Consider the following 26,207-nt stretch of genomic DNA (forward strand, 5'->3'; position numbering starts at 1 on the left):
GGCGGGGGGGCGGTTTTTTATTTGCGCGGCGGTGCCCGGGCGGGCCCGCGCGCCGGCCACTACCCCTCCATCGGCTTTGCGAGGCGCCGGCCAGCGGCCGTCACCCCGGTGAATCGCCTTAGCGGTTGACCTGCGCGTACAAGGTCGAGCTCATACCAAACAGCTTGATGAAGCCTTCGGCCTCTTCCACGCCCCAGTCGGCCGACTGTGCATAGGTGGCGCCCTTGGCATTGAGCAGGTGCGGCGACTTCACGGCCACGGCATCGACACGGCCACCGCGGGTTTCCAGCACCACTTCACCGTTGACCTTGGCCTGCGAGGACTTCAGGAAGGCCTCGATGTCGGTCTTGAGCGGGTCGTGGTAGAAGCCTTCGTACACCAGCTCCACCCACTTGCGCGCCACGTCCGGCTTGAAGCGGTTCTGCTGCTTGGTCAGCACGGCGTCTTCCAGCGCGCGGTGCGCGGCCAGCAGCGAGACCAGGCCCGGCGCTTCGAACACGATGCGGCCCTTCAGGCCGATCACGGTGTCACCGGTGTAGACGCCACGGCCCACGCCGTACGGGGCGAACAGCTTGTTGAGCTTGGCCAGGATCTGCTCACCCGGCAGCGCCTTGCCGTCCAGCTCGACGGCTTCGCCCTCGACGAACTTCAAGGTGACCGTCAGTGCCTGTTCCGGCCATTCGCTGCGCGGTGCGCACCAGCCCCGGGCACCCTCGCCCGGGGCTTCCCAACGGTCGATCTCGCCGCCGGACATGGTCAGGCCCAGCAGGTTCTCGTTGATGGTGTAGGCCTGCTGCTTGGCGCGCACGCCGAAGCCGCGCTCTTCCAGGTACTTCTGCTCGTAGGCGCGGGTCTGGGTGTGTTCCTTCTGGATTTCGCGGATCGGCGCGACGATCTGGTAGTCGCCCAGCGCCTTCACGGCCAGGTCGAAGCGGACCTGGTCATTGCCCATGCCGGTGCAGCCGTGGGCGATGATGTTGGTACCCAGCTCGGCGGCGCGCTTGAGCGCGGCATCCACGATCAGGTAACGGTCGGACACCAGCAGCGGGTACTGGCCCTGGTAGCCCTCACCGGCCCACACGAACGGCTTGACGAAGCCGCTCCAGATCGCCGGGCCACCATCGACGGTGACGTGGCTGGTGACGCCCAGTTCGGCCGCACGCTTCTCGATGAAATCGCGCTCTTCGTCATCCACGCCGCCGGTGTCGGCGAACACGGTATGCACGTTGTAGCCGCGCTCCTGCAGGTACGGCACGCAGAAGCTGGTGTCGAGTCCACCGGAGAAGGCCAGGACGATGTCTTTGTTGCTCATGGGGGTCAGGTCCAATAGGGAAAAAAGTTGGGTAGAGCCGACCGTTGGTCGGCTGCAATGTTCAATACCCGTTGATGGCGTTACCGGCCGATCAACGCCGACATGATCGCCTTCTGCACATGCAGGCGGTTTTCAGCTTCGTCGATCGCGATGCACTGCGCCGAGTCCATGACGCCGTCGGTGGCCTTCACGTTGCGGCGCAGCGGCAGGCAGTGGCTGAAGACGCCGTTGTTGGTCAGCGCCATCTTGGCTTCGTCCACGATGAAGTGCTTGTACTGGTCGCGGATCGGCTTTTCCGGTTCCCAGTTGCCGAAGAACGGCAGCGCGCCCCAGCTCTTGGCGTACACCACGTCCGCGCCGGCGTAGGCGCTGGCGATGTCATGGCTGACCTGGAGCGAGCCGCCGCTCTCGGCCACGTTCTGCTCGGCCCAGCCCATGTAGCGCTCATCCAGGATGTAATCCGGGGTCGGGCACAGCAGGGTCACGTCCATGCCCATGCGGGTGGCGATGGTCAGCGCCGAGTTGGCCACCGCGGTGTTCAGCGGCTTGGGGTGATAGGTCCAGGTCAGCACGTACTTCTTGCCGCGCAGGTCCTGGGTACCGAAGTGTTCCTGCAGCGCCATCACGTGGGCCAGTTCCTGGCACGGGTGGGTGATGGTTTCCATGTTGATCACCGGCACCGGCGAGTACTTGGCGAAGCTCTTGAGCACTTCGTCTTCGCGGTCCTTGGTCCAGTCGATGAACTTCGGGAAGGCACGCACGCCAATCAGGTCGACATAGCGGCCGAGCACTTTGGCCACTTCGGCGATGTGCTCCTCGGTGTCCCCGTCCATCACCGAGCCCAGATTGAACTCGATCGGCCAGGCGTCCTTGCCCGGCTGCAGCACGATCGCGTGCCCGCCCAGCTGGAACGCACCCAGCTCGAAGCTGGTGCGGGTACGCATGGAGGGGTTGAAGAACACCAGGGCAATCGACTTGCCCTTGAGCTCGTCACCCAGTTTGTTGCGCTTGAACAACGCGGCCTGGGTCAACAGGGCATCCAGGTCGGTGCGGCTCCAATCCTGGGTGTTCAGGAAGTGCTTCAGGGACATCGATCGATCCTTTGCGGCTGGTTTTCCACCGTCACCGGTGGAGGTTGGGGGCGCCGGGGCGCGTTCAGGGCTCAACAAAACGTATACAGATGAAACTTTTCAGATCGTAGAAACGAAAAAACCCAGCGCGGGGGCTGGGTTTTCCAAACAGGCAGCACGAAGCTCCGGTTACCCAGCGAAAATGTGGGGTTCCGGTCGGCGGGCACGCGACGTCATGCCCGTAGCCATACGGGCGGCGCTGGTGTCGTGCTGGAAGTCGGTGAGTTTCATGGCCGCCCATCTTTGCATGCACCCGGAGTGCGTGCAAGGCCTGAATGACAATTCAGGTTGAAGGCATCCACGCCCGGGGCGATGCCGGGAGTCACGGGTTGGCGCCACCGGCCTGATCGTTGCCCACCCAGGGGGTGATCGAGACCCGGATCTTGAGGCGGTTGCCCGGGTCTTCCGGCAGGCGGGAACGGTACTTGGTGCCCTTGTAGACGTAGTCCACGTCGTAGGCGATCGGGCGGCGGAACTCACGGCCGACCGGGATGATCTTGCAGTCCCGGGTCAACAACGGCCCGGTGTTGGCCGGCGTGGCCTCGACCACCACCGTCTCGGCGTAGCCGCTTTCGTCGGTGCTGCCGTCTTCCCGGCGGAAGATCGAGCGTACCGAATCCATGAAGCGGCCGAAGCGGCCTTTGTCTTCCTGCGGCTCCTCGCCGGTGACATTGACCGGCGCGAGCGTGCGGGTGGAGACCGGCTCGCAGTGCTCTTCGGTGCGGGTGGCGCGCAGGGTCTGGAAGACCGGCTCGACGTTGAGCACCTGGGCGTAGTCGAACTTGACGTTCTCCACGATCACCACCCGGTTGCGCACCTCACCCTCCTGGGCGCACGCCCCGAAGGCGGCACTTCCGAGCAGGCAGACCAGCGTCAACAACGAAGCGGATTTCATTGGCAACAGGGAAAAGGACAAGAGGGATAGTTTAGGCAGTGGCAAGCACAAGGGGCTGAACATTACCCTTCCGTGACGTTTCTGCCCATAGGCCGACCCCACCCGCGGGGCCGGAAGCCCGCCACGACGGGCCGGAACGCCTGAAGCCTTCAGCCACACCGCCAGCGGCCGAGGCCGCCGGCCTGCCGTGCCCCACATCCCCCCAAAGCCCCCGACACGTTCTAAAATCGACCGCTTACCCCCGCTCCCGACCCCCATGACCCTGCGCCTGCACAACAACCTGACACGCCAGCTCGAACCGTTCACCCCGCTCGATCCGACCTGTCCGACCCTGTATGTGTGTGGCCCCACGGTCTACAACTACGTCCACATCGGCAATGCCCGTGGGCCGGTGGTGTTCGGCGTGCTGGCCGACCTGCTGCGTCGCCGCTTCGGCGGCCTGCGCTATGCGCGCAACATCACCGACGTGGATGACAAGATCAACACGGCCGCGCGCGAGCAGAACGTGCCGATCAGCACCATTACCGACCGTTTCGCCGCCGCCTACCGCGAGGACATGGCCGCACTGGGCGTGGTGCCGCCGGATATCGAGCCGGAAGCCACCGCGCATATCCCCCAGATCGTGACCATGATCGAGCAGCTGATCGCCAACGGGCATGCCTATGCGGCCGAAGGCCACGTGCTGTTCTCGGTGAGCTCCTACACCGACTACGGCAAGCTCTCGCGCCGCGACCCGGACGAGATGCTGGCCGGTGCCCGCGTGGATGTCGCCCCGTACAAGCGCGACCCGGGCGATTTCGTGCTGTGGAAGCCCTCCAGCGACGACCTGCCGGGCTGGGCATCGCCGTGGGGCCGTGGCCGCCCGGGCTGGCACATCGAGTGCTCGGCGATGGCCGCCGCGCACCTGGGGCCGACCATCGATATCCATGCCGGCGGCGTGGACCTGCAGTTCCCGCACCACGAGAACGAGATCGCCCAGAGCGAGTGCGCGCACGGCGGGCAGACCTTCGCCCGGTTCTGGCTGCACAACGGCATGCTCAACTTCGGCGGCGCCAAGATGAGCAAGTCGATCGGCAACATCGAGCGCGTGCACGATCTGGTCCGCCAGCATGCCCCCGAGGCGCTGCGCTATGCGCTGCTGTCGGCCCACTACCGGCAGCCGCTGGACTGGTCCGATGCGCTGATCGAGCAGTCGGTGCGCACCCTGGACCGCCTGTACGGCACGCTGCGCGATCTGGTCGAGGTGGACGCCGCTGCGGTGATTCCGACCGAGATCGAGGCCGCACTGGATGACGACCTCAATACGCCGCAGGCGCTGGCCGAGCTGGCCCGTATCGCCGGTGAGGCACGCAAGGCTGCCGACGCCGACAAGGCGCACTGGAAGTCCGCGCTGCTCGGTGCCGGCCTGGCGCTGGGCCTGCTGCAGCAGGATCCCGCGGCCTGGTTTGGCACCGCAGGCGGCAACGACGACGATGCGGCCATCCAGGCCCTGATCGATGAACGCGCCGCGGCCAAGCAGGCCCGCGACTTCGCCCGCGCCGATGCGATCCGCGACCAGTTGGCCGCCGAGGGCATCGTGCTGGAAGACACCGCCCAGGGCGTGCGCTGGTCGCGCAAGCGCTGAAAGACCGCCCGGCTGACCGTCGGGCGCTACCGGACACCGCCCGATCCACTGGGCACTGCCATGACATCGCCCCGGCCACGGACGGCCGGGCTGCCTCCCCCCGCAACTGCACGGTCACCCACGGACGGCGAACACCGACCCGGAGCCCCCATGACCCCCACCTCCCCGTTCCCGCTCGAACCCACCGCTGCTGAAGCCCAGGCCGCCATCGCCGAGGAATTCGCCTTCTTCGGCGACTGGTCCGAGCGTTACCAGTACCTGATCGACCTCGGCCGCAAACTGCCCACCTTCCCGGAAGCGTGGAAGACCGAGGAGCATCGTCTGCTTGGCTGCCAGTCCATGGTCTGGATCGTGCCGGAGGGCAATGCCGAGGCGCTGCGCTTCCACGCCATCAGTGATTCGGCGATCGTCTCCGGGCTGATCTACCTGGCCCTGCGCGTCTATTCGGGCCGTTCGGCGGCCGAGATTCTGGCCACCGAGCCGAGCTACATCCAGGACATCGGGCTGTCGCGCCACCTGTCCCCGACCCGTAGCAACGGCGTGGCGGCAATGCTGGCCTTCATCCGCGACACTGCCCAAGCGCAGTCGTGACGCTCTCCGCCGATCCGCAGGAGCCGGACAGCGCCCTGCAGCTGCTGGCCCGCCCGGGCTTTTCGCTGGTGCTGGCCTACCGCATCTTCGCGATGCTCTCCTACCAGATCGTCGCGGTGACGGTCGGCTGGCATATCTACGAAGTCACCCGCAATCCGTTCTCGCTGGGCCTGGTCGGCCTGGCCGAAGTGCTCCCGTTCTTCTGCGTGGCGCCGTTTGCCGGCTATCTGGTCGACCACCTTCCCCGCCGCCGACTGGGCATGGTCGCCTGCAGCGGGCTGGTGATGACCGCACTGGTGCTGACCGCGGTCGCCCAGGGCTGGCTGCCGTTCCACGGGGTGTGGCCGATCTATGCGGCGATCGCACTGACCGGCATGGTCCGCGCGTTCCTCTCGCCGATCTACAACGCACTGTTCGCCCGCGTGCTGGAGCGCACGCAGTACGCGCGTGGCGCGGGACTGGGCGCGGTGGTGTTCCAGACCGGCATGGTGGTCGGCCCGGCACTGGGCGGCGCCCTGGTGGCGTGGGGCGGCAAGGGCGTCGCCTATGGCGTGGCGGTCGGCGTGTCGCTGATCGCGCTGGGCTGCCTGGCGGCGCTGCGCGTCTCCGAGCCGGTGCATACGGGCCCGGCGGCGCCGATCTTCAAGAGCATCGCCGAGGGCGGCCGTTTCGTGCTCGGCAACAGGATCATGGTCGGGGCGATGGCGCTGGACATGTTCTCGGTGCTGCTCGGCGGCGTGGTGGCGATGCTGCCGGCGTTCCTGCACGAAATCCTGCACCACGGGCCGGAGGGGCTGGGCGTGCTGCGGGCGGCGCCGGCGCTGGGCTCGGTGTGCGTGGGGCTGTGGCTGGCGCGTCGGCCGTTGCAGCGCAATGCGGGGCGTGTGCTGTTGTTCGCGGTGGCCGGCTTTGGTCTGTGCGTGATCGGGTTCGGCCTGTCATCGAATTTCTGGCTGTCGGCGGCGATTCTGTTGTTCTACGGTGCGTTCGACGGTGTGTCGGTAGTGGTGCGTTCGACGATTCTGCAGTTGGCGACGCCGGAGGAGATGCGTGGGCGGGTGTCGTCGATCAATGGCATTTTCATCAGTTCGTCCAATGAGTTGGGCGCGTTCTATGCGGGCACGATGGCGAAGCTGTTGGGGCTGGTCCCGGCGGTGGTGCTGGGGGGCTTTGCGGTGTTGAGCGTGGCGGGCATTACGGCCTGGAAGAATCCGACGCTGCGGCGGTTGAATCTGCGCGATCTGCATTGAGGATTTGGCCGGCCGGCCGCTTGGGGCTCCCCAGCTGGACACCGGGCCGGTTGGCTCGCGCTGCGCGGCTGGGGCTGCCGGGGCCGCGGGTTCGGCGCCTGCTTGTTCCTGCGGTTGGGCGGCCGGGCAGCGCAGTGCAGGACCCGGACCGGGCTGCCCGACCCACTCGAGCACCAGACAGCAAGGCGCCAACGCCCTTCGCGACCAACGCGAACCCACCCGAACCAAAAACAGCCAGCCAAAAAAAACCCGGCCGAAGCCGGGTTTTTTCGTAGAACAGCATGACCAACAGCGCGATCAGTCGCCCTGCTGCTTCTGCAGATGCTCCCAACGCTCCTGCGCATCGATCGTGCGCTCAGCAGTCAGGCGGGCTTCCAGACGATCCAGGCCAATCTCTTCGCCCGTATCCACACAGAAACCGTAATCGCCATCTTCCAGACGCTTCAGCGTGCTGTTGATCTTGCCGATCAGCTTGCGATAACGGTCGCGGGTACGCAGTTCCAGCGAGTTCTCGGTCTCGCGGGTGGCGCGCTCGGCCTCATCGCCGATATCACGCACTTCTTCCTGCAGGTTCGCGATGGTCTGCTTGGATTCCTCCACCAGATCATTGCGCCAGTGCTGCAGGCGCTGGCGGAAGTACTCCAGCTGCAGCGGGCTCATGTATTCCTCTTCCGCGCTCGGCTTGTAACCGTCGGGCAGGATCGGACGACCGGTGGCTTCGTCAGTCTTGTATTCCACCACCTTCACCTTGGTGCGAGGGGCCGGGGCGGCCGAACGCGCTGCCACGGCAACGGCGACCTTGCCGACCGGACGGGACACGGGCTTGGGGGCGGACTCGGACTTGGCGGGGGTTTTTGCAGGCGATTTCGAAACGGGCACGGGATTCTTGTTTTGCGGGGCCTTGGAGGCGGCGACAGGGGCGACCGGCGCCGGCGTGGACGCCGGAGAAGGTGCCGCCTTGGCCGGGCTCTTGGCCGGGACAGACTTGGCCGGCGCCGGCGATGCCGGCTTCGGTGCGGACTTCACTACGGGTGCTGCAACCGGCTTGGTGGCCGGCTTGGATGCCACGGGCTTGCTGGCGGTCTTGCTGGCCTTCACCGGCGTGGCCGGTACCTGCTTGACTGCGGTCTTCTTCGCCGGTGCCGGCTTGGACGCCGGTTTGGCGACAGCAGGCGTCACGGTCTTCTTGGCTGCCGTCTTGCTGGCAGCGGCTTTCTTGACGGGCGCCTTGCTCACCGGCTTGCCTGCCGCGCGCTTGGCGGGCTTGGCAACCGGCTTGGCGACCGTCGACTTCTTGGCAACGACCTTCTTGGCGACGGTCTTCTTGGCCACCACCGTCTTGGCAGCAGGCTTCTTGGCGACAGCCTTCTTGACGGTCTTGGCCGGCGACGTGCTGGCCGCCTTTTTAACGGGTGCCGTCCTGGCCGCCGGTTGTTTGGATGCAGGCTTGCCAGCCGGCTTGGCGGCCGGCTTCTTGGCAACGGACTTGGCCGCCAACTTCTTTACAACAGGCTTGGCGGTTTTCTTGGCGGCCTTGACGGCCTTCTTTGCAGTTTTTTTAGCAGCCACGAAACGCTCTTCCTTGGATTCCCCGGGGCCCGGGAAAGCGGGCCTTTATAGCCTACCCGACCAGCAGCAGCAACCACACCGCCTACTCCGTTCAGCCCCGGAGTCGCAAGGCGTGCGACCGGCCCGCCTGGCAGGCGGGCCAACGTGCGCAGTTCGGTACCTGACCCGGCGACACCGCCGGGGCGGCCCGTCGCGCGCGTGGGTGCGGACGGGTCCAACGCCCCATCCTGCGACAAATGCGCCCTTCATGCCAACTGGAATAAGATTGGGGGGTGATCTCACGCCTGCTCATCGCCCTGCTGCGCTTCTACAAGCGCTTCATCAGCCCGTTGCTGGGGCCGCGTTGCCGCTTCATGCCCAGCTGTTCTGAATACGCCATGCAAGCCATCGCCACCCATGGCCCCGCGCGCGGTAGCTGGCTGGCCGCGCGCCGGCTGGGCCGCTGCCATCCCTTCCATCCCGGTGGCATCGACGAGGTGCCCCCGCGCGCCGCGCACGACGCCACCTGCCGCTGCACAGGAAAACACTGAATGTCCTCCACGCTCATCGTCAACGCCCGCCTGGTCAACGAAGGCTCCGTCACCCAGGGTGACCTGCGCATCGAAGATGGCCGCATCGCGCAGATCGGCCCCGGCCTGGACGCCCGTCCCGGCGAAACCGTGGTCGACGCCGCCGGCCGCTGGCTGCTGCCGGGCATGATCGACGACCAGGTCCATTTCCGTGAGCCCGGCCTGACTCACAAGGGCGACATCGCGACCGAATCGGCCGCGGCCGTCGCCGGGGGCCTGACCAGCTTCATGGACATGCCCAACACCAACCCGCCCACGCTCAACGCCGAAATCCTGCAGGCCAAGTACGATGCCGCCGCCGGCCGCGCGCGCGCCAACTACGGCTTCTACATGGGCGCCAGCAACGACAACCTGGCACACATCCAGTCGCTGGATCCCAAGACCGCGCCGGGCATCAAGGTGTTCATGGGCGCGTCCACCGGCAACATGCTGGTGGACAACCCGGAAACGCTCGATGCGATCTTCCGCGACGCGCCCACACCGATCATCACGCACTGCGAAGACACGCCGATGATCGATGCCAAGGCCAAGGAGTACGCCGAGAAATATGGCGATGCACTGAGTGCCGAGCAGCACCCGGACATCCGCTCGCGCGAGGCCTGTTTGAAGTCCTCCGAGCTGGCCGTGTCGCTGGCCAAAAAGCATGGCACCCGCCTGCACGTGCTGCATATCTCCACCGCCGATGAGCTGGCCCTGTTCGAACGCGGCCCGCTGATCCGCGCCGATGGCAGCCGCAAGCAGATCACCGCCGAAACCTGCATCCACTTCCTGCGTTTCGACCGCAGCGATTACGCGCGGCTGGGCAACCTGATCAAGTGCAACCCGGCGATCAAGGAAGCCAGCGACCGCGAAGCGCTGACCCGCGCCGTGGCCGATGACGTGATCGACGTGCTCGCCACCGATCATGCGCCGCACACCTGGGAAGAAAAGCAGAAGCCCTATGCACAGGCGCCGTCCGGCCTGCCGCTGGTGCAGTACGCACTGGTCGCCGCGCTGGAACTGGTGCACGAAGGCAAGCTGGAGATCACCCAGGTCGTGCAGAAGTTCGCGCACGCACCGGCGCAGCTGTTCGACGTGAGCCAGCGCGGCTACCTGCGCGAAGGCTACTTCGCCGATCTGGTGCTGGTCGAAGATGTGCCCTTCACCGTCAAGCGCGAAGACGTGCTGTCCAAGTGCGGCTGGTCGCCGTTTGAGGGCACCACCTTCCGTTCGCGCATCGCCTCGACCTGGGTCAACGGGCAGCTGGCGTGGGATGGCGAGAAACTGGTGGGTTCGCCGAACGGCCAGCGCATGAGCTTCGACCGCTGATGCGGGCACGGGTGTTGAGCGCGGCCCTGGCGGCCGCAGGCGTCGTAGCGATGGGCAGTCTGCTGCCCTCGCCCGCCGTGGCCCAGGCCGATGCGCGTGTGGTGTTTCCGGCCAGCGCCTCGCAGGGCGCGATGGTGATCGGCAAGGTGCCGGCCGGCAGCGTCGTGCAATACGGCGGCCGCACCCTGCGCGTGAGCGGGTACGGCAGCGTGGTGTTCGGCATCGGCCGCGATGAGAAAGGTCCGCTGCAGGTGCAGGTGACGCGCCCGGACGGCGGCAGCGAAACGGCCAGCATCGCGGTCACCCCGCGTGACTGGCCGACCGAGCGCGTCAACGGCGTGCCCCCCAAGACGGTCAATCCGCCGCCGGCGATTGCCGAGCGGATCAAGCGTGAGCAGGCGCAGGTCACCGCCGCGCGTGCCCGCGATGACAATCGCGCCGACTTCGCACAGGCCTTCATCTGGCCGGTGCAGGGCCGCATCAGCGGCCGCTTCGGCAATGCGCGCGTCTATAACGGCCAACCCGGTTCGGGCCACTCCGGCATGGACATCGCGGTGCCGACCGGCACCCCGGTGAAGGCACCGGCCGCAGGCGTGGTCACCTTTGCTGGCCCGGACCTGTACCTGACCGGCGGCACGCTGCTGCTGGATCACGGCTTCGGGATCAGTTCGAATTTCCTGCACCTGTCGCGCATCGACGTGAACGTCGGCGACCGCGTCGAGCAGGGTCAGGTGATCGCCGCCGTCGGTGCGACCGGTCGCGCGACCGGCCCGCATCTGCATTGGGGCATGAACTGGTTCGATACCCGCATCGACCCGCTGCTGGTGCTGGAACGCGGGAAATAACGAAGTGCCGGCTGCTGGCCGGCACGCACGCTCAGCCGCGCGCCGCCCACCAGGTCAGCCACAGCGTCCGCATCGGCGTGGCCTGGTACTGGCGGTCCTGCGCCCAGGTCTGCTGGCGGGCACGGGCCAACGCGGCATACAGCCGGCGGGGCCGCGGGCCGGCAACCCGCGCCGGCCACTTCGCGAGCAGCTGCTGCGCCCACTTGCGCGGTGCCGCGGTGTCATCCTCGGCCAGCAGCGAACGCGGAATCGCCGCGACGCCACTCTCATGCAGGCGCTGGGCCAGGGTCTGCACCAGCACCGGGGTGGCGACATCGCCACGTGCGGGAGTATCGAACATCACCGCTTCAACCGCGGCCACCGCGGCCGCATAGGCCTGCAGCGAGCGCAGCGCCTGCGCCGGATCGACCGGCACCGCACGCGCGTCGATCAGATCCGGCAGGGTCTCGGCCAGCTGCGCCCACGGCGCGCGCACCGGCTCGAGCACGCGGCCCAGCGGATGGCGCGAGCGCTGTGCGGACCAGCTGCGCAGCTCTTCGCCCCACCACGCCAGTTTGGCGTCGGACGGCATCGGGTCGCCGGCGGTATTGAGGATGTCGTCGAACTCCTGCAGCAGCGAGAACCACGCCACCACCAGGGTGCGCTGGTTCTCGGGCACGAAGCGTTCGGCCACCTGCCACTCGGGCCAGCGGGTCCGCCACTTGTCCAGGAAACTGTCCAGGGCGCTTGGAGTACTCACGGTGTATTCCTTGAAAGGCTAGAGCGTGCGCGGAAGCGGCCACGCCTTGGCATGTTGCAGGTGTTCGGGAAGTGCGATCAGCGTATCGGCGCCCCAGGCCACGGGATCGTCGGCGTCGAGCCGGTAACCCCACAGCGCGGCGACCGAGGCCATGCCGGCGGCGTTGGCGGCGACGATGTCGCGCTCGTCATCGCCCACGTAGATGCAGGTGCCCGGGGCGATGCCCATGCGCTCGGCGGCGGCCAACAGCGGCAGTGGATGCGGCTTGCGCTGGGCCAGGGTGTCGCCGCCGATCAGCACCTTGCAGCGCTGTTGCCAGCCCAGCTGCGGCACGATCAGCCGGGCCAGATACTCGGGCTTGTTGGTCACGATGCCCCACGCGCAGCCGGCCGCATCGAGCGCGTCGAGCATGCCGGCGATGCCATCGAACAGCACGGCATGCTGGCCGATCAGGCCTTCGTAGCGCGCCAGGAACTCCGGCACCAGCGCATCACGCTCGGCCTGCCCCAGCTCGGGAAAGGCCACCGATACCATCGCGCGCGAGCCCTTGGAGACCACCGGGCGCAACGCCCCCAGGGTGATCGGCGCGCGCCCGCGAGCGGCCAGCATCGCGTTGGCGGTGGCCAGCATGTCCGGTGCGCTGTCCAGCAGGGTGCCGTCCAGATCGAACAGCACCGCCGGCGGGAAACCGAACTCAGACACGTGCCGCGTCGTCCGGCTTGACCGCGTGGGCCAGGTAATTGATGTCGGTGCGCGTGCTCAGGCGGGCACGGTTGCGCCACGGCTCGTAGGCCATGCCACTGACATCGCGCAGGTTGAAATCAGCCTCACGCAGCCACTTGCCCAGCTCGGCCGGCTTGATGAAATCCTGGTAGTGGTGCGTGCCCTTGGGCAGCAGCCGTGCCACGTACTCGGCACCGACGATCGCCACGGCGAACGCGGCCGGGGTGCGGTTCACGGTGGACAGGAACAGCTGCCCGCCCGGCTTGAGCAGACGGTGGCAGGCGGCGATGATCGCGCCCGGGTCCGGCACGTGCTCGAGCATTTCCATGCAGGTGACCACATCGAAGCTGCCCGGCTGTTCGGCGGCCAGGTCTTCAGCGGCCTGCACGCGGTAGTCGACCGTGACGCCCGACTCCAGCCCGTGCAGGCGGGCGACCTTGACCAGTTCCGGGGCCAGATCGATCGCGGTGACGTCCGCGCCTTCCTTGGCCAGCGCTTCGCTGAGCAGGCCGCCGCCGCAGCCGATATCGAGCACGCGGGCGCCGCGCAGGGTGACGCGCTGGGTGACGTACTGCAGGCGCACCGGGTTCAACGCGTGCAGCGGCTTCTGCGGGCCATCGACGTCCCACCAGCGGTTGGCGAGCGCGGCGAACTTGTCCAGTTCGGCCTGATCGAAATTGGTGGAAGCATGGGGGGTGTTCATGGGGATCCTTGATGCATCAAGCACGGATGTGTCGGATACGCTCGCGCCACTGGCGGGCGTTGGCGACGATCGCGGCGGTGTCCATGCCGACCAGTTCGCGCTGGACCAGCTTGGGCTGGCCGGCGATCCAGACATCGCTGACCTGGTGGCGGCCGGCGGCGTAGACGAGCTGCGAAAGCACATGGTGCAGCGGTTGGGTTTCCAGCGCGGAGAGATCCACGCAGACCAGGTCGGCCTGCTTGCCGACCTCGATCGAGCCGATGCGGTCGCCGAAGCCCAGCGCCCGCGCGCCGCCGAGGGTGGCCGCGCGCAGCGTGGTGGCCGCGTCCAGCGCGGTGGCGTCATTGGCCACGGCCTTGGCCAGGATCGCCGCGGTGCGGTTCTCGCTGAACATATCCAGGTCATTGTTGCTGGCGCAGCCGTCGGTGCCGATCGCCAGGTTCACACCGGCGCGCTGCAGCGCGCAGGCCGGGCAGAACCCGGAGGCCAGCTTGAGGTTGGATTCCGGGCAGTGCACCACGCTGACGCCGCGCTCGGCGCACAGGTGGATTTCGGCCTCGGTCAGCTGGGTCATGTGCACCGCGATCAGGCGGTCGTTGACCAGGCCGAGCCGATCCAGACGCGCCAGCGGACGCTGGCCATGCAGCTTGATCGAGTCGCTGATTTCCTGCGCGGTTTCATGCGTGTGCAGATGCACCTGCATGTCCAGCTGGTCGGACAGCATGCGCACGCGTTCGAAGTTCGCGTCGTTGACGGTGTACGGCGCGTGCGGGGCGAACGAGGTGCCGATCAGCGGATCGTTGCGCCACTGGTCGTGCAGCTCGCCGGCCTTGGCGAAGTACTCGTCGTCGGTCTTGGCCCAGGCGGTCGGGAAATCGATGATCACCGCACCGACCAGCGCACGGAACCCGTGCTGCTTGTAGACGGCGGCCTGGACGTCGGAGAAGAAGTAGTTTTCGTTGGCGCAGGTGGTACCGCCGCGCAGCATCTCGGCGATCGCCAGGGTGGTGCCGTCAGCCACGAACTCCGGGCCGATCACCGCCGCTTCCACCGGCCAGATGTGCTGCTGCAGCCAGACCATCAGCGGCAGGTCGTCGGCGACGCCCCGCAGCAGGGTCATGGGATTGTGGGTATGCGCATTGACCAGACCCGGCATCAGCGCCGCGTCGGGGCGGGATACGGTCTGCTTGGGTGCAAAGCGCTCGCGCGCTTCGGCACGCGGCAGGATCGCGACGATCTCGCCGCCACGCACGGCCACGGCATGGTCTTCCAGCACCACCGCATGCGGCTCGATCGGGACCACGTAACCGGCTTCGATCAACAGGTCACAGGCTTCGGGAATGCGGGCGGTGTCGGTCATGCGGGCTCACTTGTCTGGGCGGACGACCCGAGGGTGTGGGCGACCGGGACGCTTGGAGGTAGAGCCGACCCTTGGTCGGCTCTACGGGGTGCGGTGTCGGCCGGTGCTGCAGCCGACCAACGGTCGGCTCTACCGGGTGCGGTGTCGGCCGGTACCGCAGCCGACCAACGGTCGGCTCTACCGTAATCCGGCTTTGCCGGATTACTTGCCTGCGCGTGCGGAGTATTCGCCCGAGCGGGTGTCGACCTTGATGATTTCATCCTGGTTGACGAACAGCGGCACGCGGACCACGGCGCCGGTTTCCAGGGTGGCCGGCTTGCCGCCGCCGCCCGAGGTGTCGCCACGGACGCCCGGATCGGTTTCGGTGATCTTCAGTTCCACGAAGTTCGGCGGCTGGACGAAGATCGGCTCGCCGTTCCACAGGGTGACGATGCAGGACTCTTCGCCCTTCAGCCACTTCTCGGCGCCGCCCATGCCGGCCTTGGTGGCCTGGACCTGCTCGAAGGATTCGGGGTCCATGAAGTGCCAGAACTCGCCGTCGCTGTACATGAAGTCCATGTTGGTATCCACAACGTCGGCCTTCTCCACGTCATCGGTGGCCTTCATGGTCATTTCGACCACGCGGCCCGACTTGATGAAGCGGTACTTCATGCGGGTGAAGGCCTGGCCCTTGCCCGGCTTGACGTATTCGGTCTCGGTGATGACCGCTGGTTCATTGTTGACCAGGATCTTCATCCCGTTCTTGACGTCGTTCATGCCAACAGTGGCCATGCTGAAACTCCTGAATGGGCAAACGCCGCGCAGGCGCGGCGAGCCGGATAGAATGGGAAATCCCACCGACCCCGGTGGGGTGACTCGATATTTCTGACCCACATGATAACCGCAGGCCCCCATTCCATGCAGCTTTCCGCCACGCCCCTGGCCGCCCCCGTCCGCTGGCAGCAACGGTGGCGCGAGGCGATCCGCGACCCGCGCGAGCTGCTGCGCCAGTTGGGGCTGGATCCGGCGGAACTGGGCGTTTCGGACGAGGCGGCCGACCAGTTCGCGGTGCGTGTGCCGCAAGGCTTTGCAGCCCGGATGCGTCATGGCGACCGGCATGACCCCCTGCTTCGCCAGGTCCTGCCGATCACCGACGAGCTGAAGGTCGTGCCCGGCTTCAGCCTGGATGCGGTGGGCGACGGGGCGGCCAAGAAGGCCACCGGGGTCATCCAGAAGTACCGCGGCCGCGCCCTGCTGGTCACCACCGGCAGCTGCGCGATCAACTGCCGGTACTGTTTCCGCCGCCATTTCGACTACGGCACCGAGAACGCGGCCCGCGAGGGCTGGCGCGATGCCGTGGATGCGATCGCGCAGGACCCGGACATCGACGAGGTGATCCTGTCCGGCGGCGACCCGCTCTCGCTGGCCACCCACAAGCTGGTGGAGCTGACCCAGGCCCTGACGCAGATTCCGCACCTGCGCCGCCTGCGCATCCACAGCCGCCTGCCGGTGGTGCTGCCCGAGCGCGTGGACGACGCGCTGGTGCAGTGGATCGGCTCGCTGCCGTGGCCGGTGGCGTTCGTGATCCATGCCAACCACGCCAATGAGTTCGACGCATCGGTGGACGCCGCGATGGCGCGCCTGCGTGAGGCCGGTGCCACCTTGCTCAACCAGGCGGTGCTGCTGCGCGGGGTCAACGATTCGATCGAGGCGCTGCAGGCGCTGAGCGAGCGCAGTTTCGCGGCGGGCGTGCTGCCCTATTACCTGTATCAGGTGGACCGGGTCGAAGGCGTGGCCCATTTCGAAGTGGCCGACGACACCGCCAAGGACCTGCATGCGCAGCTGACCGCGCGCCTGTCCGGCTACCTGGTCCCCAAGCTGGTCCGCGAGATCTCCGGCGACAGCAGCAAGCGCCCGGTCTGATCAGCTGCCGGCCTCGAGCAGCTGCACCACGTCCGTGGCACTGACCGGGTGGCTCAACCAGTAGCCCTGGGCCAGGTCGCAGCCGCGCTGGGCCAGCAGATCGAACTGCACTTCCTGCTCGATGCCTTCGGCCACCACGGTGATCCCCAGTGCATGGGCCATGGCGATGATCGCCGTGGTCAACGCCAGATCGTCCGGGTCACGCTGCATGTCGGCCACGAAGCTCTTGTCGATCTTGACCCCGTCCACCGGCACCTGGCGCAGGTGGCTCAGGCCGGAGAAGCCGGTGCCGAAGTCGTCCAGCCAGACTTTGACGCCCGTCCGGTGCAGCTTGTCCAGCAGCGCGGCAGCCAGCATTTCATCGCCGATCACGGCGGTTTCGGTCAGCTCCAGGTGCAGGCGCGAGGCCGGCAGGCCGGTGTCGCGCAGGCAGTCGGCGACCAGCGTCGGCAGCTCGCCACCGCGCAGCTGGCGCGGTGACACGTTGACCGAGACGAACAGGCCTTCGCCATCGGCACCCGGCGGCCACTGCACCGCCTCGGTACAGGCCGCGCGCAGCACCTTGGGGCCGATCACTTCGATCAGGCCACTCTGCTCGGCCACTTCGATGAACACCGAGGGCGGAATCGTGCCCAGGGTGGGGTGTTGCCAGCGCAGCAGCACCTCCACGCCGACCATGTGGCGGTCGCGGGTCCGGTAGATCGGCTGATAGGCCAGCCGCAGCTCGCCGCGCTCCCAGGCGCCGCGCAGCTCCTGTTCCATGTGCACGCGGCGCTCGACCGCGTGATCCATGGCCCGGCTGTAGTACCGGTAGCAGTTCTTGCCCGCCATCTTGGCCTGGTACATGGCGATGTCGCCGTTCTTGAGCAGCGTGGTGGCATCGGCGGCATCATCGGGAAACAGGGTCACGCCGATCGAGGCGCCCAGGAACAGCTCGCGGCCCTGCACCACCAGCGGCTTGCCCAGCTCACGCACGAGAATCTCGGCCAGCTCACGGGCGCCGGCAGGAACATCGCCGTCACCGATCAGGATCACGAACTCATCGCCACCGAAGCGCGCCAGCAGCGCTTCATCGCCACCGGCCTGGGCCACCGCCGCGCTGATCCGCTGCGCGAACTGCAGCAAGGCCTCGTCACCGGCCTCGTGGCCCAGCGTGTCGTTGACGCGCTTGAAATCGTCCATGTCAGCGAACAACAGCCCCAGCCGATGCCCGGAGGCCCGTGCCGCCATCAAGCGATGATCCAGCGCCTCGCGGAAGGCCAGCCGGTTGGTCAGCCCGGTCAGGGCGTCGGTATAGGCCATGTGCCGCACCTCACGGTCGTGCCGGGCAATCGCCTGGCTCATGCGACCGAACGCGCGCATCAGCTCCCCCACCTCATCCTGGCGCCGGATCTCCGGCATCTGCAGGGTGTAATCGCCGGCCTCGATCTGGCGGGCGGCGCCGGCCAGCCAGCGGATCGGCGTGACCAGGGTGCGCTGCACGTAGATAATCACCACTGAGCCGATTCCGACCAGCAGGCCGAGCATCAGCAGCAGCCAGCCCAGGTGCCGCTTGCCGACCTGCTGCAGGCGGTCGCCCAGGGTCTGGTTGGCCTGCTGCTCCATGGCCTGCACATCGTCCAGCGCCATGCCCACGCGCACGCCGCCGATCCGCTGGTTGCCGATCATGATCGGCATCGCGTTGTCGAGCACCTTGGGCGACTGCTGCACCACCAGCCCGCGCGCGCCGGCCGCGCCCGCCGCGAGCGGATCGGTCATCGGCTGGCCAAACTCGAGCACGTCCAGCGTGCCGTCGTGGATCAGCCTGCCGTTGTCATCGAACACCAGCACATAGCGCACCACCTGCTGCCGCGAGGTATTGCGCACCAGCGCACCGACCTGCTCCAGGTCGTTGTAATAGAGCGGATTGGCCAGCGCATCAGACAGCTCCCGCGCCAGCGCTTCGCCCCGGCTGCGCACACTGCGATCGAACAGGTCATGGATGACCGTCCCGCTGAGGTGCTGCACCTCCCCCTGCATCGTCGCCTGGCGCCCCAGCACCACGGCCACGATCGCCACCACGACCAGCATCGCGCCGCCCATCGCCAGCACGAAGCGGGCCTGCATTCCCGAACCCAAGCGACTCATTCCACTTCCATCCGCACGCGCGTCAAGCCTTGTTTCAATTCATCCAGCCGGTGCTGCATCTGCGCATCCACCCGGTGGAACCCGGACGTACCAAAAAATGTTTTCAATGCCGGCTGCGCCTGCGGATCCGATGCGGCATCCAGCAGAACCTGCTGCAACCGGTCGCGCACCTTCGGATCCAGGTCGTCACGCACCATTTCGACCGCACGCGGATACGGTTCGGTGCGATGGATGATGCGGAAATCGCGCAGGAAATTGGCCGGAATGCGTTTGGCATCGGACCAGTCCACGCTGCTCACCGCACCGGCATCGACCAGCCCCTTGTGGACGAACGTGGCGATGTTCGATTCCGACCGCGCGAACACGTAACCCACCGTATCCGGTGCGGCGACATCGCCGATCGAGGCCAGGATTTCCGGCGTCTCGCCGTGCTGCAGCAGGGTCATCACCGGCACCAGATACGCGCTGGTGGAGGCCACGTTCTGCAACGCCAGGGTGTGCCCACGCAGGTCTTCCAGTGTCTGGATGGCGCTGTCGCGGCGCACGAAAAACACGGTGTGGTAGTCGCGAACGCCGCTGCGCTCGGTCAGCAGCAGCGGCCTGGCGCCGCTGCGCAACCCCAGCGCGACGGCAGTACCGGAGGTCTCGGTCACCCAGTCGACCCGGCCGCGGCGCAGGTAACTGCCCATCTGCTGGGTGTCGCGCGCCATCAGGATGCGGCCTTCGGTGATACCAACATCGTGCATGCGCGGAATCACGTAATCGAGCAGGGGCTGCAGTTGCGCATAGTGTGACCTGGGGTCGTCGCTGATCCGGCCCAGCACCAGCACCTGCGCGGGGCCGGCCCACACCGGGCCGGTCATCGCGGCGATGGCCAGACACAGCACTACGCTCTGCAGCAGCCTTCGCAGTCCCGACAAGCCCATCACTCCCCCCAAGGAATCGAGACAGACTACCCGAAAAAATGAGAACTGCGTCAGCTTACAGGGGCTTATTCGTCGCCAATCGCGCCATGCGCTGTGCGTCGGAGAGGATGCCGCGCAGCAGGCGCACTTCCTGTTCGCTCAATTCGGTGCGCAGGAACAGACGGCGCAGCTTGCGCATCGCCGATTCGGGGGCACGGCCCTTGTGGAAATCGATCTCATCCAAGGTGTCACCCAGCTGGCCGAACAGGCCTTCCACCTGGGCATGGCTGGCCGGCGCTTCGCCGAAGCCGGGGTCGGCCGGGACGGCGACCGGGGCATCGGCCGCGCCGAGAATGGCCATGCGCACTTCATAGGCCAGCACCTGGACAGCGGCGGCCAGGTTCAATGAACTGAAGTCCGGGTTGGACGGAATATGCACGGCGGCGTGGCAGAGCTGCAGCTCTTCGTTGGTCAGGCCGGTGCGTTCACGGCCGAACACGAAGGCCACTTCGGCCGGCTCGGCGGCCTTGGCCAGGACGCGCTGGGCAGCCACGGCCGGCAGCAGCTCTTCCAGCTGGACCCGGCGCGAGCGGGCGGTACAGCCCAGCACGAAGCGGCAGTCGGCCACGGCCTCGGCCAGGGTCGCCACCACCGGCGCGTCGCCCAGGACGTCTTCGGCACCGGCCGAGCGGCGGAAGGCCTCTTCATCCAGCGGTTTTTCAGGGGCGACCAGGACCAGGCGGCCCAGGCCCATGGTTTTCATGGCGCGTGCGGCCGCCCCCATGTTTCCGGGGTGCTGGGTGCCGACCAGGACGAAGCGGATGCGGGCGGGAGCGGTTTCTACGGACATGAACAGGCCAAATGCGAGCAGGACAGCGACAAATGGTAAACTGTGCGACCGGCCTCTGCGCCGGGACCGCTCTTTTCCCCCGCCAAACCCCTACTCTGCCTTTACGGGAGCTTTTCGCCATGCAGAAACCCGCCGTCACCGTCATGGTCAAGGCCGCCCGCCTCGCCGGCAACGTCCTGTTGCGCAACATCAACAAGCTCGAGGCGTTGAACGTCGTGCAGAAGGGCCGCATGGACTATGCCAGTGAAGTCGATGCAGATGCGGAAAAGGTCATCGTCAAGGAACTCAAGCGCGCCTATCCCGAGTACGGGATCATGGGTGAAGAAGGTGGCGTGCAGTCGGTCAACCGTTACATGTGGGTCATCGATCCGCTGGACGGCACCAGCAACTACCTGCGCGGCTTCCCCCATTACTGCGTGTCCATCGCCCTGGTCGAGAACGGTGAGCCGATCGACGCGGTGATCTTCGATCCGCTTCGCAATGAGCTGTTCACCGCCAGCCGTGGTGCGGGCGCGGTGTTCAATGACCGCCGTATCCGGATTGCCGAGCGCAAGGATCTGGGCGGCGCGATGATCCATACCGGTTTTGCCCCGCGTGAGCGTCAGCGCACGAGCGCGCAGCTGAAGGCGGTGGACGCGCTGCTGGTGCAGGCCGAAGACGTGCGCCGCACCGGTTCGGCGGCACTGGACCTGGCCTATGTGGCCTGTGGCCGTGCCGATGCGTACTTCGAGGCCGGTGTGAAGGCCTGGGACATCGCCGCCGGTGTGCTGCTGGTCCGCGAGGCCGGTGGCCGCGTCTGCGATTTCAAGGGCGCGACCCCGGCCCGTATGGACAGCCGTGGTCCGGAGACGCAGCAGATCGTGGCTGGCAATGTGAAGATCAGCGATGCGCTGCAGAAGGTGCTGGTCAATACGGGCTACGCGGCGGAGTTCGACGCGAAGTTCTGATCGGGCTGGATCTGATCTGCATGATGACGGCGCCTTCGGGCGCCGTTGTTGTTTGTGGGCCGTCATCGTGCGCCCTGCTGGACACGTCGTCGTGCACCCTGCTCGGCGTGCCACGGTAGTGCCGACCGTTGGTCGGCTGCTGTTGAATTGCTGCCAACAGCAGCGGCAACAGCAACAGCAACGGCAGCGCTTCCATTGCTGAGGGCGAGAGGCCGGTGGGTAGCCTGGGCCAAGACGCGCCGTAAACCCATCCCTGGGGGCTCGTGGGCGCCCTCCATGGCGCCCTGACGGTCTTGGCCCAGGCTACCCACCGGCCTCTCGACAGATCTTGATGTGGCGGATGGAAGCGCTCGTGCTGCTGAGTCCACTCGGGGTACCTGCTCGCCCAACAAAAACGCCCGGCGGAAGCCGGGCGTTCTGGTCAGCGCACTGCGGTGGGTTACACCACGGTGTTGTTGGCGGCGCGCAGGGCGGCGATGCGCTCGTCCAGCGGGGGGTGGCTCATGAACAGCTTCTTGGCAGCGCCGCCGGCGATGCCGAAGGCGGCGATCTGGGTCGGCAGGGTGCTCTGGCCGTGGTTGACCTTGAGGCGTTCCAGGGCGGCGATCATTTTCTGGCGGCCAGCCAGGTGGGCGCCACCGGCGTCGGCGCGGAATTCGCGGTGACGGGAGAACCACATGGAGATCATGGTGGCGAACAGGCCGAACACCATTTCCAGGACGAACACGATGATGTAGTACGCAAAGCCGCGGCCGCCGCCTTCGCGGTTGCCGGACAGGGCGCTGTCGATGAAGCCGCCGACGATGCGGGCCAGGACGATCACGAAGGTGTTGAGTACGCCCTGCAGTAGGGCCATGGTGATCATGTCACCGTTGGCGACGTGGGCGATTTCATGGCCGAGCACGGCTTCGGCTTCGTCTTCGCTCATGTTGTGCAGCAGGCCGGTGGACACCGCGACCAGGGCCTTGTTGCGGTTGGCGCCGGTGGCGAAGGCGTTGATCTCCGGGCCTTCGTACACGGCCACTTCGGGCATGCCGATGCCGGCTTCACGGGCCTGGCGCTCCACGGTGGCCAGCAGCCAGCGCTCGGTCGGGTTGCGCGGCTCGGTAATCACGACGGCGCCGGTGGAGCGCTTGGCCATGAACTTGGAGAGCAGCAGGGAAATGAACGAGCCGCCGAAACCAAAGATGGCCGCGAAGACCAGCAGGCCGCTCATCTTGTTGGGATCGACGCCCACTACCGACATCACGATGCCGGCCAGGATCAGCACCGCAAAGTTGGTCAGCAGGAAGAGAGCAATGCGACTGAACATGGGAAAAGGACGCTCATGGGAGGTTGATGAGTGCAAATCTGCGGGGACTTCAGCTTGAATTCAAGTCGCAAACTGACCGACGATTCATAGTCCATGTCTGATTCCTCCTATTACGGGCGCTTTGCGCCCTCGCCTACCGGCCCCCTGCACCCCGGCTCGCTGCTGGCGGCGCTCGGCAGCTGGCTGCTCGCCCGCCACGCCGGCGGCCAGTGGCTGGTGCGGGTGGAGGACGTCGATCCTCCTCGAACGGTGCCTGGCGCGGTGAGCGGCCAACTGGCCGCACTCGCCGCCTTCGGGTTGCGCAGTGACGGGCCGATCGTCCATCAGAGCCAGCGCGATGCGCTGTACCAGGGCGCGCTGGACCGCCTGCTGCGCGAGGGCAAGGCATTTGCCTGCCATTGCAGCCGCAGCGAGCTGGCTGCGCAGGGCGGCATCCATCACCACTGCGTGGCCCGCGCCGCGCGTGCGCAACCGGCGGTGCGGCTGCGGGTAGCGCCGGGCAGCGTGGTGCGGTTCGACGACGGCTTGCAGGGCCGGATCGTGCAGGACGTGCACGCCGAGGTCGGCGACTTCGTGCTGCGCCGGGCCGACGGTTACTGGGCGTATCAGCTGGCAGTGGTGGTCGACGATGGCGCGCAGCACATGACCGACGTAGTGCGCGGCGCGGACCTGCTCGATTCCACGCCGCGCCAGATCCTGCTGCAGCAGGCCCTGGATTTGCCGACACCGCGCTACCTGCATCTGCCGCTGCTGCTCGGCCCGGAGGGGCGCAAGCTCTCCAAGTCCGAGGCGGCGCTGCCGGTGGATCCCGCCCAGCCGCTGCCAGCGCTGCGGCGGGCGTGGGCGCAGCTGGGCCAGGATCCGGCGGTCGGTGCAGGGGCCGATGAGGTGGGCGGGTGGCTTCAGCAGGCGGCCGATGGCTTCGATCCGGCGAGATTGCCACCGGGCGACATTCCGCTGCCGCACGGTGCCGGCGCGGGCGCCCCTTTTGCCCGCTGATGTTGCAGAATCCTGTTCCCCCTTGTTCGCCCTGCCTTTCGGAGTAGCTGCTCATGACATCTCGCGTCGCACTGGTCACCGGTGGTACCGGCGGTATCGGTACTGCCATCTGCCAACGCCTGGCCGACCAGGGCCATCGGGTCGCCACCAACTACCGTGACGAAGCCAAAGCCAAGGCCTGGCGCGAGAAGATGCTGGCGCGCGGCTGCGATGTGGCGATCTTCCCGGGCGATGTGTCCGACCCCGGCACCGCCGAAAGCATGGTGCAGGCTGTCGAAGCGGCGCTGGGCCCGGTCGAGATCCTGATCAACAACGCCGGCATCACCCGCGACACCACCTTCCACCGCATGCGTGCGGACCAGTGGCACGACGTGATCAACACCAACCTCAATTCGGTGTTCAACGTCACCCGCCCGGTCATCGAGGGCATGCGCCGCCGCGGCTGGGGCCGGGTCATCCAGATCAGCTCGATCAACGGCCTGAAGGGCCAGTACGGCCAGGCCAACTACGCCGCCGCCAAGGCCGGCATGCACGGCTTCACCATTTCGCTGGCCCGTGAGAATGCCGGCTTCGGCATCACCGTGAACACGATTTCGCCGGGCTATGTGGCCACCGACATGGTGATGGCCGTGCCGGACGAAGTGCGCGCCAAGATCATCGCCGACATCCCCACCGGCCGCCTCGGCAAGCCGGAAGAGATCGCCTACGCAGTGGCCTTCCTGGTCAACGAGGAAGCGTCCTGGATCACCGGCTCCAACCTGGACATCAACGGCGGCCACCACATGGGGTGGTAAGCGCCGAAAATGCTGCACTCCATGTTGCGCAACATAAATGCGGCCCCTTGCTACCTATGGCGGTTGCATAGGCTGCTGCACTGCGCCATGCTGCGCGCCTACTGTGATGAGTGACTGCTTCATGGCTGCGACCCGCATTATCAAGAAGTACCCGAACCGCCGGCTCTACGACACGGAAATCTCCAGCTACATCACCATAGAGGATGTGCGCCAGCTGATCCTGGACGGTGAGGACTTCGAGGTGCGTGACGCCAAGAGCGGCGATGACCTGACCCGCTCGGTGCTGCTGCAGATCATCGCCGACCAGGAGCAGGACGGCGAACCGATGCTGTCCACCCAGCTGCTCAGCCAGCTGATCCGCTTCTATGGCGACTCGCTGCAGGGTTTCATGGGCAACTATCTGGAGCGCAGCATGCAGGTCTTCCTGGACCAGCAGCAGCAGTTCCGCCAGCAGATGGGCAATCTGCTCGGCCAGACCCCCTGGGCGATGATGAACCAGCTGACCGAGCGCAACATGGAGATGTGGCAGGACTTCCAGCGCAACATGGGCGCCGGCTTCGGCGGCCGCCCGGGTGGCACCGGGACGGGTACCGGCACGGGCACGGGCACGGGTACCGGCAAGAAGCCGGAAACGCCGCCACCGGGCGCAGGCAAGACCCGCCGCTGAGCCCACGCTCGGCGCAATAAAGAAAAAGGCGCTGCCCTCGGGCCGCGCCTTTTCTCGTTTCAGGGTCCGGCGACGTCATCGACGCCGTGCGGTCGGCCCTATCGCCGTCCAGCCGCGCGCATCAGCGCTTGGGCTTGGCGCAGCCGGTGCAGACGCGCTCCACCTTGTAGCCCTTGGCGCGCAGCTTTTCGACCACACCGTCGTTGCCGAGCAGGTGCAACGTGCCCACCACCACCATCGTGCCGCCCTGCCCGGCCTGCAGATGCTGCTGCAGCTTGGGCACCCAGGCATCGTTGCGGTCGGTGTTGATGCGCTTGTACAGCTGCGGGTACTGGCCGCGCATTTCGGTGGCCATCGAGGTCCACAGCAGCTTGTCGTCGCCGCGGCGCCAGGCGTCATGCAGCTTGCGCCCCATCTCGTCGCCCTTGCCGGCCTGCTCCAGCGCTTCGGCCACCATCTGCTGCTGCTCCTTGGCCGACATCCCCGACAGCACCGCGATCTGGGTATCGATGTCTTCCAGCCCGGCGGTCGCCTTGCCGGCACTCGCGGCGCGGGTCATGAAATGTCGATCCAGGCCGAGCGCGGGGTCCAGCCCCATTTTGGTGAACTGACTCAGGGTGATCGTCAGGCCGACGAACCACGGCTTCATGCCCTGCAGCTGGGCCAGCGGCAGCTTGTTCTCCTGCGCATAGGCCTGCAGCCTGGTCCAGGTCGCGGCGTCCAGATCGCGTTTCAGCTCCGAGCCATCGGTGCGCATCGCGGCCTGCACCAATTTCTGTGCCAGCTGCGGCGATTCCATGTCCTGCGGCGACAGCTCGAACACCACCCGCTGGGACGCCGTGAACGCCTGATCGACATCGGCAGAGAGCGGGTAATCGCTCGGCTGCAGCAGATGGAACGACCCCAGCAGATACAGGCGGCTGTCGCCCGGGCCGGTCACCTTCCACAACAGCGGGACCGGCGGGGTGGCTTTCGCCGCTGCCGGCGCGCTCGGCGGCGCGGGGCGCGCTTCGGCGCCGCCCGTACCGACCAACAGGCTCGCCGCGATCAGCAACGGGGACACGACACGCGACAACATCAAGATCA

Annotated in this window: 24 protein-coding genes and 1 pseudogene; 11 read left to right on the top strand and 14 right to left on the bottom strand. The window is 66.9% G+C overall.

Annotation, left to right across the window (positions count from 1 at the left end; translation table 11 throughout):
* Window positions 1-118 precede the first annotated feature (118 nt).
* The 3 genes from ABE546_RS11560 to ABE546_RS11570 all read right to left on the bottom strand — a co-directional run bounded on the left by ABE546_RS11560 (window position 119) and on the right by ABE546_RS11570 (window position 3,337).
* Window positions 119-1,312 (bottom strand): argininosuccinate synthase, encoded by a 1,194-nt coding sequence (locus ABE546_RS11560; protein WP_313212353.1) that lies wholly within the window; start codon window positions 1,310-1,312, stop codon window positions 119-121.
* An 80-nt stretch (window positions 1,313-1,392) separates the two neighbouring features.
* Window positions 1,393-2,403, bottom strand: coding sequence for an N-acetylornithine carbamoyltransferase (locus ABE546_RS11565; RefSeq protein ID WP_123730719.1), 1,011 nt, complete (start codon window positions 2,401-2,403; stop codon window positions 1,393-1,395).
* A gap of 361 nt (window positions 2,404-2,764) precedes the next feature.
* The gene (locus ABE546_RS11570) at window positions 2,765-3,337 is read right to left on the bottom strand and encodes a hypothetical protein (protein WP_313212372.1); all 573 of its coding nucleotides are present in this window, start codon (window positions 3,335-3,337) and stop codon (window positions 2,765-2,767) included.
* A 256-nt stretch (window positions 3,338-3,593) separates the two neighbouring features.
* On the opposite strand from ABE546_RS11570, the gene cysS reads away from it, so the two are divergent.
* From cysS to ABE546_RS11585, 3 genes are all read left to right on the top strand, one after another.
* On the top strand, window positions 3,594-4,961 hold the full coding sequence (gene cysS, locus ABE546_RS11575; RefSeq protein ID WP_313212354.1) for a cysteine--tRNA ligase: 1,368 nt from the start codon (window positions 3,594-3,596) through the stop codon (window positions 4,959-4,961).
* Window positions 4,962-5,111: 150 nt separating this feature from the next.
* Window positions 5,112-5,552, top strand: coding sequence for a SufE family protein (locus tag ABE546_RS11580; protein WP_313212355.1), 441 nt, complete (start codon window positions 5,112-5,114; stop codon window positions 5,550-5,552).
* A complete protein-coding gene (locus ABE546_RS11585) occupies window positions 5,549-6,802 on the top strand; it encodes an MFS transporter (RefSeq protein ID WP_123730715.1) in 1,254 nt (417 codons plus the stop codon). Before ABE546_RS11580 ends, ABE546_RS11585 begins: the two co-directional genes overlap by 4 nt.
* Window positions 6,803-7,099: 297 nt before the next feature.
* On the opposite strand, the gene dksA is transcribed toward ABE546_RS11585, so the two are convergent.
* Window positions 7,100-8,371 carry an RNA polymerase-binding protein DksA gene (gene dksA / locus ABE546_RS11590; protein ID WP_346463767.1) on the bottom strand — a complete coding sequence of 424 codons (1,272 nt, stop codon included), beginning with the start codon at window positions 8,369-8,371 and terminating at the stop codon, window positions 7,100-7,102.
* A gap of 272 nt (window positions 8,372-8,643) precedes the next feature.
* Between dksA and yidD the strand changes: the two genes are divergently transcribed.
* The 3 genes from yidD to ABE546_RS11605 are packed head-to-tail and all read left to right on the top strand — an operon-like array spanning window position 8,644 to window position 11,093.
* Window positions 8,644-8,901: a membrane protein insertion efficiency factor YidD gene (yidD, locus tag ABE546_RS11595; protein ID WP_121038212.1), complete on the top strand. Its 258-nt coding sequence runs from the start codon at window positions 8,644-8,646 to the stop codon at window positions 8,899-8,901.
* A complete protein-coding gene (locus ABE546_RS11600; RefSeq protein ID WP_346463769.1) occupies window positions 8,902-10,248 on the top strand; it encodes a dihydroorotase in 1,347 nt (448 codons plus the stop codon).
* Window positions 10,248-11,093 (top strand): M23 family metallopeptidase, encoded by an 846-nt coding sequence (locus tag ABE546_RS11605; protein WP_313218910.1) that lies wholly within the window; start codon window positions 10,248-10,250, stop codon window positions 11,091-11,093. The genes ABE546_RS11600 and ABE546_RS11605 overlap by 1 nt, the downstream gene beginning before the upstream one ends.
* A gap of 31 nt (window positions 11,094-11,124) precedes the next feature.
* Here the strand turns inward: ABE546_RS11605 and ABE546_RS11610 are convergent, their stop codons facing one another.
* The 5 genes from ABE546_RS11610 to efp form a co-directional block, all read right to left on the bottom strand.
* A complete protein-coding gene (locus ABE546_RS11610; RefSeq protein ID WP_346463770.1) occupies window positions 11,125-11,832 on the bottom strand; it encodes a squalene/phytoene synthase family protein in 708 nt (235 codons plus the stop codon).
* Between the two features lie 18 nt (window positions 11,833-11,850).
* Window positions 11,851-12,534: a phosphoglycolate phosphatase gene (locus ABE546_RS11615; RefSeq protein ID WP_346463772.1), complete on the bottom strand. Its 684-nt coding sequence runs from the start codon at window positions 12,532-12,534 to the stop codon at window positions 11,851-11,853.
* Complete coding sequence (gene ubiG, locus ABE546_RS11620) at window positions 12,527-13,258, bottom strand: bifunctional 2-polyprenyl-6-hydroxyphenol methylase/3-demethylubiquinol 3-O-methyltransferase UbiG (RefSeq protein WP_282264036.1); 732 nt, start codon at window positions 13,256-13,258, stop codon at window positions 12,527-12,529. The genes ABE546_RS11615 and ubiG overlap by 8 nt, the downstream gene beginning before the upstream one ends.
* 16 nt (window positions 13,259-13,274) lie before the next feature.
* Window positions 13,275-14,618: a TRZ/ATZ family hydrolase gene (locus ABE546_RS11625; protein WP_346463774.1), complete on the bottom strand. Its 1,344-nt coding sequence runs from the start codon at window positions 14,616-14,618 to the stop codon at window positions 13,275-13,277.
* A 201-nt stretch (window positions 14,619-14,819) separates the two neighbouring features.
* Window positions 14,820-15,389 carry an elongation factor P gene (gene efp / locus ABE546_RS11630; protein ID WP_019182820.1) on the bottom strand — a complete coding sequence of 190 codons (570 nt, stop codon included), beginning with the start codon at window positions 15,387-15,389 and terminating at the stop codon, window positions 14,820-14,822.
* Window positions 15,390-15,515: 126 nt separating this feature from the next.
* Here efp and epmB point away from each other — a divergent pair, with 126 nt between their 5' ends.
* Complete coding sequence (gene epmB / locus ABE546_RS11635) at window positions 15,516-16,520, top strand: EF-P beta-lysylation protein EpmB (RefSeq protein ID WP_346463776.1); 1,005 nt, start codon at window positions 15,516-15,518, stop codon at window positions 16,518-16,520.
* Here epmB and ABE546_RS11640 read toward each other — a convergent pair whose 3' ends face one another.
* Genes ABE546_RS11640 through ABE546_RS11650 form a run of 3 tightly spaced genes read right to left on the bottom strand, consistent with a single transcriptional unit; the run spans window position 16,521 to window position 20,402 of the window.
* A complete protein-coding gene (locus ABE546_RS11640) occupies window positions 16,521-18,647 on the bottom strand; it encodes an EAL domain-containing protein (protein WP_346463778.1) in 2,127 nt (708 codons plus the stop codon).
* Window positions 18,644-19,576, bottom strand: coding sequence for a phosphate/phosphite/phosphonate ABC transporter substrate-binding protein (locus ABE546_RS11645; protein WP_313218917.1), 933 nt, complete (start codon window positions 19,574-19,576; stop codon window positions 18,644-18,646). Before ABE546_RS11645 ends, ABE546_RS11640 begins: the two co-directional genes overlap by 4 nt.
* Window positions 19,577-19,628: 52 nt before the next feature.
* Window positions 19,629-20,402 carry an RNA methyltransferase gene (locus ABE546_RS11650; protein WP_313212367.1) on the bottom strand — a complete coding sequence of 258 codons (774 nt, stop codon included), beginning with the start codon at window positions 20,400-20,402 and terminating at the stop codon, window positions 19,629-19,631.
* 119 nt (window positions 20,403-20,521) lie between these two features.
* Here ABE546_RS11650 and ABE546_RS11655 point away from each other — a divergent pair, with 119 nt between their 5' ends.
* Entirely contained in the window at window positions 20,522-21,349 is an 828-nt protein-coding gene (locus ABE546_RS11655) for an inositol monophosphatase family protein (protein ID WP_019182815.1), read from the top strand.
* 439 nt (window positions 21,350-21,788) lie between these two features.
* Here the strand turns inward: ABE546_RS11655 and htpX are convergent, their stop codons facing one another.
* Window positions 21,789-22,661 carry a protease HtpX gene (gene htpX, locus ABE546_RS11660; RefSeq protein WP_313212368.1) on the bottom strand — a complete coding sequence of 291 codons (873 nt, stop codon included), beginning with the start codon at window positions 22,659-22,661 and terminating at the stop codon, window positions 21,789-21,791.
* A 93-nt stretch (window positions 22,662-22,754) separates the two neighbouring features.
* On the opposite strand from htpX, the pseudogene gluQRS reads away from it, so the two are divergent.
* The 3 genes and pseudogenes from gluQRS to phaR form a co-directional block, all read left to right on the top strand.
* Window positions 22,755-23,674, top strand: a pseudogene (gluQRS, locus tag ABE546_RS11665) (tRNA glutamyl-Q(34) synthetase GluQRS); the annotation flags it as partial.
* 39 nt (window positions 23,675-23,713) lie between these two features.
* The gene (phbB, locus tag ABE546_RS11670) at window positions 23,714-24,454 is read left to right on the top strand and encodes an acetoacetyl-CoA reductase (RefSeq protein WP_121038246.1); all 741 of its coding nucleotides are present in this window, start codon (window positions 23,714-23,716) and stop codon (window positions 24,452-24,454) included.
* 121 nt (window positions 24,455-24,575) lie between these two features.
* Window positions 24,576-25,121, top strand: a complete 546-nt coding sequence (phaR, locus tag ABE546_RS11675; RefSeq protein WP_313218920.1) for a polyhydroxyalkanoate synthesis repressor PhaR — start codon at window positions 24,576-24,578, stop codon at window positions 25,119-25,121.
* 121 nt (window positions 25,122-25,242) lie between these two features.
* Here phaR and ABE546_RS11680 read toward each other — a convergent pair whose 3' ends face one another.
* Window positions 25,243-26,205: a TraB/GumN family protein gene (locus ABE546_RS11680; RefSeq protein ID WP_346463838.1), complete on the bottom strand. Its 963-nt coding sequence runs from the start codon at window positions 26,203-26,205 to the stop codon at window positions 25,243-25,245.
* Window positions 26,206-26,207 lie beyond the last annotated feature (2 nt).

Source organism: Stenotrophomonas sp. TWI377 (assembly GCF_039674525.1).
Classification (GTDB): domain Bacteria; phylum Pseudomonadota; class Gammaproteobacteria; order Xanthomonadales; family Xanthomonadaceae; genus Stenotrophomonas.

Coding starts and splice junctions, on each gene's coding strand:
- epmB (WP_346463776.1), top strand. CDS start 15,516: ATGCAGCTTTCCGCCACGCCCCTGGCCGCCCCCGTCCGCTGGCAGCAA.
- efp (WP_019182820.1), bottom strand. CDS start 15,389: ATGGCCACTGTTGGCATGAACGACGTCAAGAACGGGATGAAGATCCTG.
- ABE546_RS11570 (WP_313212372.1), bottom strand. CDS start 3,337: ATGAAATCCGCTTCGTTGTTGACGCTGGTCTGCCTGCTCGGAAGTGCC.
- ABE546_RS11625 (WP_346463774.1), bottom strand. CDS start 14,618: ATGACCGACACCGCCCGCATTCCCGAAGCCTGTGACCTGTTGATCGAA.
- ABE546_RS11655 (WP_019182815.1), top strand. CDS start 20,522: ATGCAGAAACCCGCCGTCACCGTCATGGTCAAGGCCGCCCGCCTCGCC.
- phaR (WP_313218920.1), top strand. CDS start 24,576: ATGGCTGCGACCCGCATTATCAAGAAGTACCCGAACCGCCGGCTCTAC.
- ABE546_RS11640 (WP_346463778.1), bottom strand. CDS start 18,647: ATGAGTCGCTTGGGTTCGGGAATGCAGGCCCGCTTCGTGCTGGCGATG.
- ABE546_RS11600 (WP_346463769.1), top strand. CDS start 8,902: ATGTCCTCCACGCTCATCGTCAACGCCCGCCTGGTCAACGAAGGCTCC.
- htpX (WP_313212368.1), bottom strand. CDS start 22,661: ATGTTCAGTCGCATTGCTCTCTTCCTGCTGACCAACTTTGCGGTGCTG.
- ABE546_RS11650 (WP_313212367.1), bottom strand. CDS start 20,402: ATGTCCGTAGAAACCGCTCCCGCCCGCATCCGCTTCGTCCTGGTCGGC.
- ABE546_RS11565 (WP_123730719.1), bottom strand. CDS start 2,403: ATGTCCCTGAAGCACTTCCTGAACACCCAGGATTGGAGCCGCACCGAC.
- ABE546_RS11560 (WP_313212353.1), bottom strand. CDS start 1,312: ATGAGCAACAAAGACATCGTCCTGGCCTTCTCCGGTGGACTCGACACC.
- phbB (WP_121038246.1), top strand. CDS start 23,714: ATGACATCTCGCGTCGCACTGGTCACCGGTGGTACCGGCGGTATCGGT.
- ABE546_RS11605 (WP_313218910.1), top strand. CDS start 10,248: ATGCGGGCACGGGTGTTGAGCGCGGCCCTGGCGGCCGCAGGCGTCGTA.
- ABE546_RS11580 (WP_313212355.1), top strand. CDS start 5,112: ATGACCCCCACCTCCCCGTTCCCGCTCGAACCCACCGCTGCTGAAGCC.
- ubiG (WP_282264036.1), bottom strand. CDS start 13,258: ATGAACACCCCCCATGCTTCCACCAATTTCGATCAGGCCGAACTGGAC.
- cysS (WP_313212354.1), top strand. CDS start 3,594: ATGACCCTGCGCCTGCACAACAACCTGACACGCCAGCTCGAACCGTTC.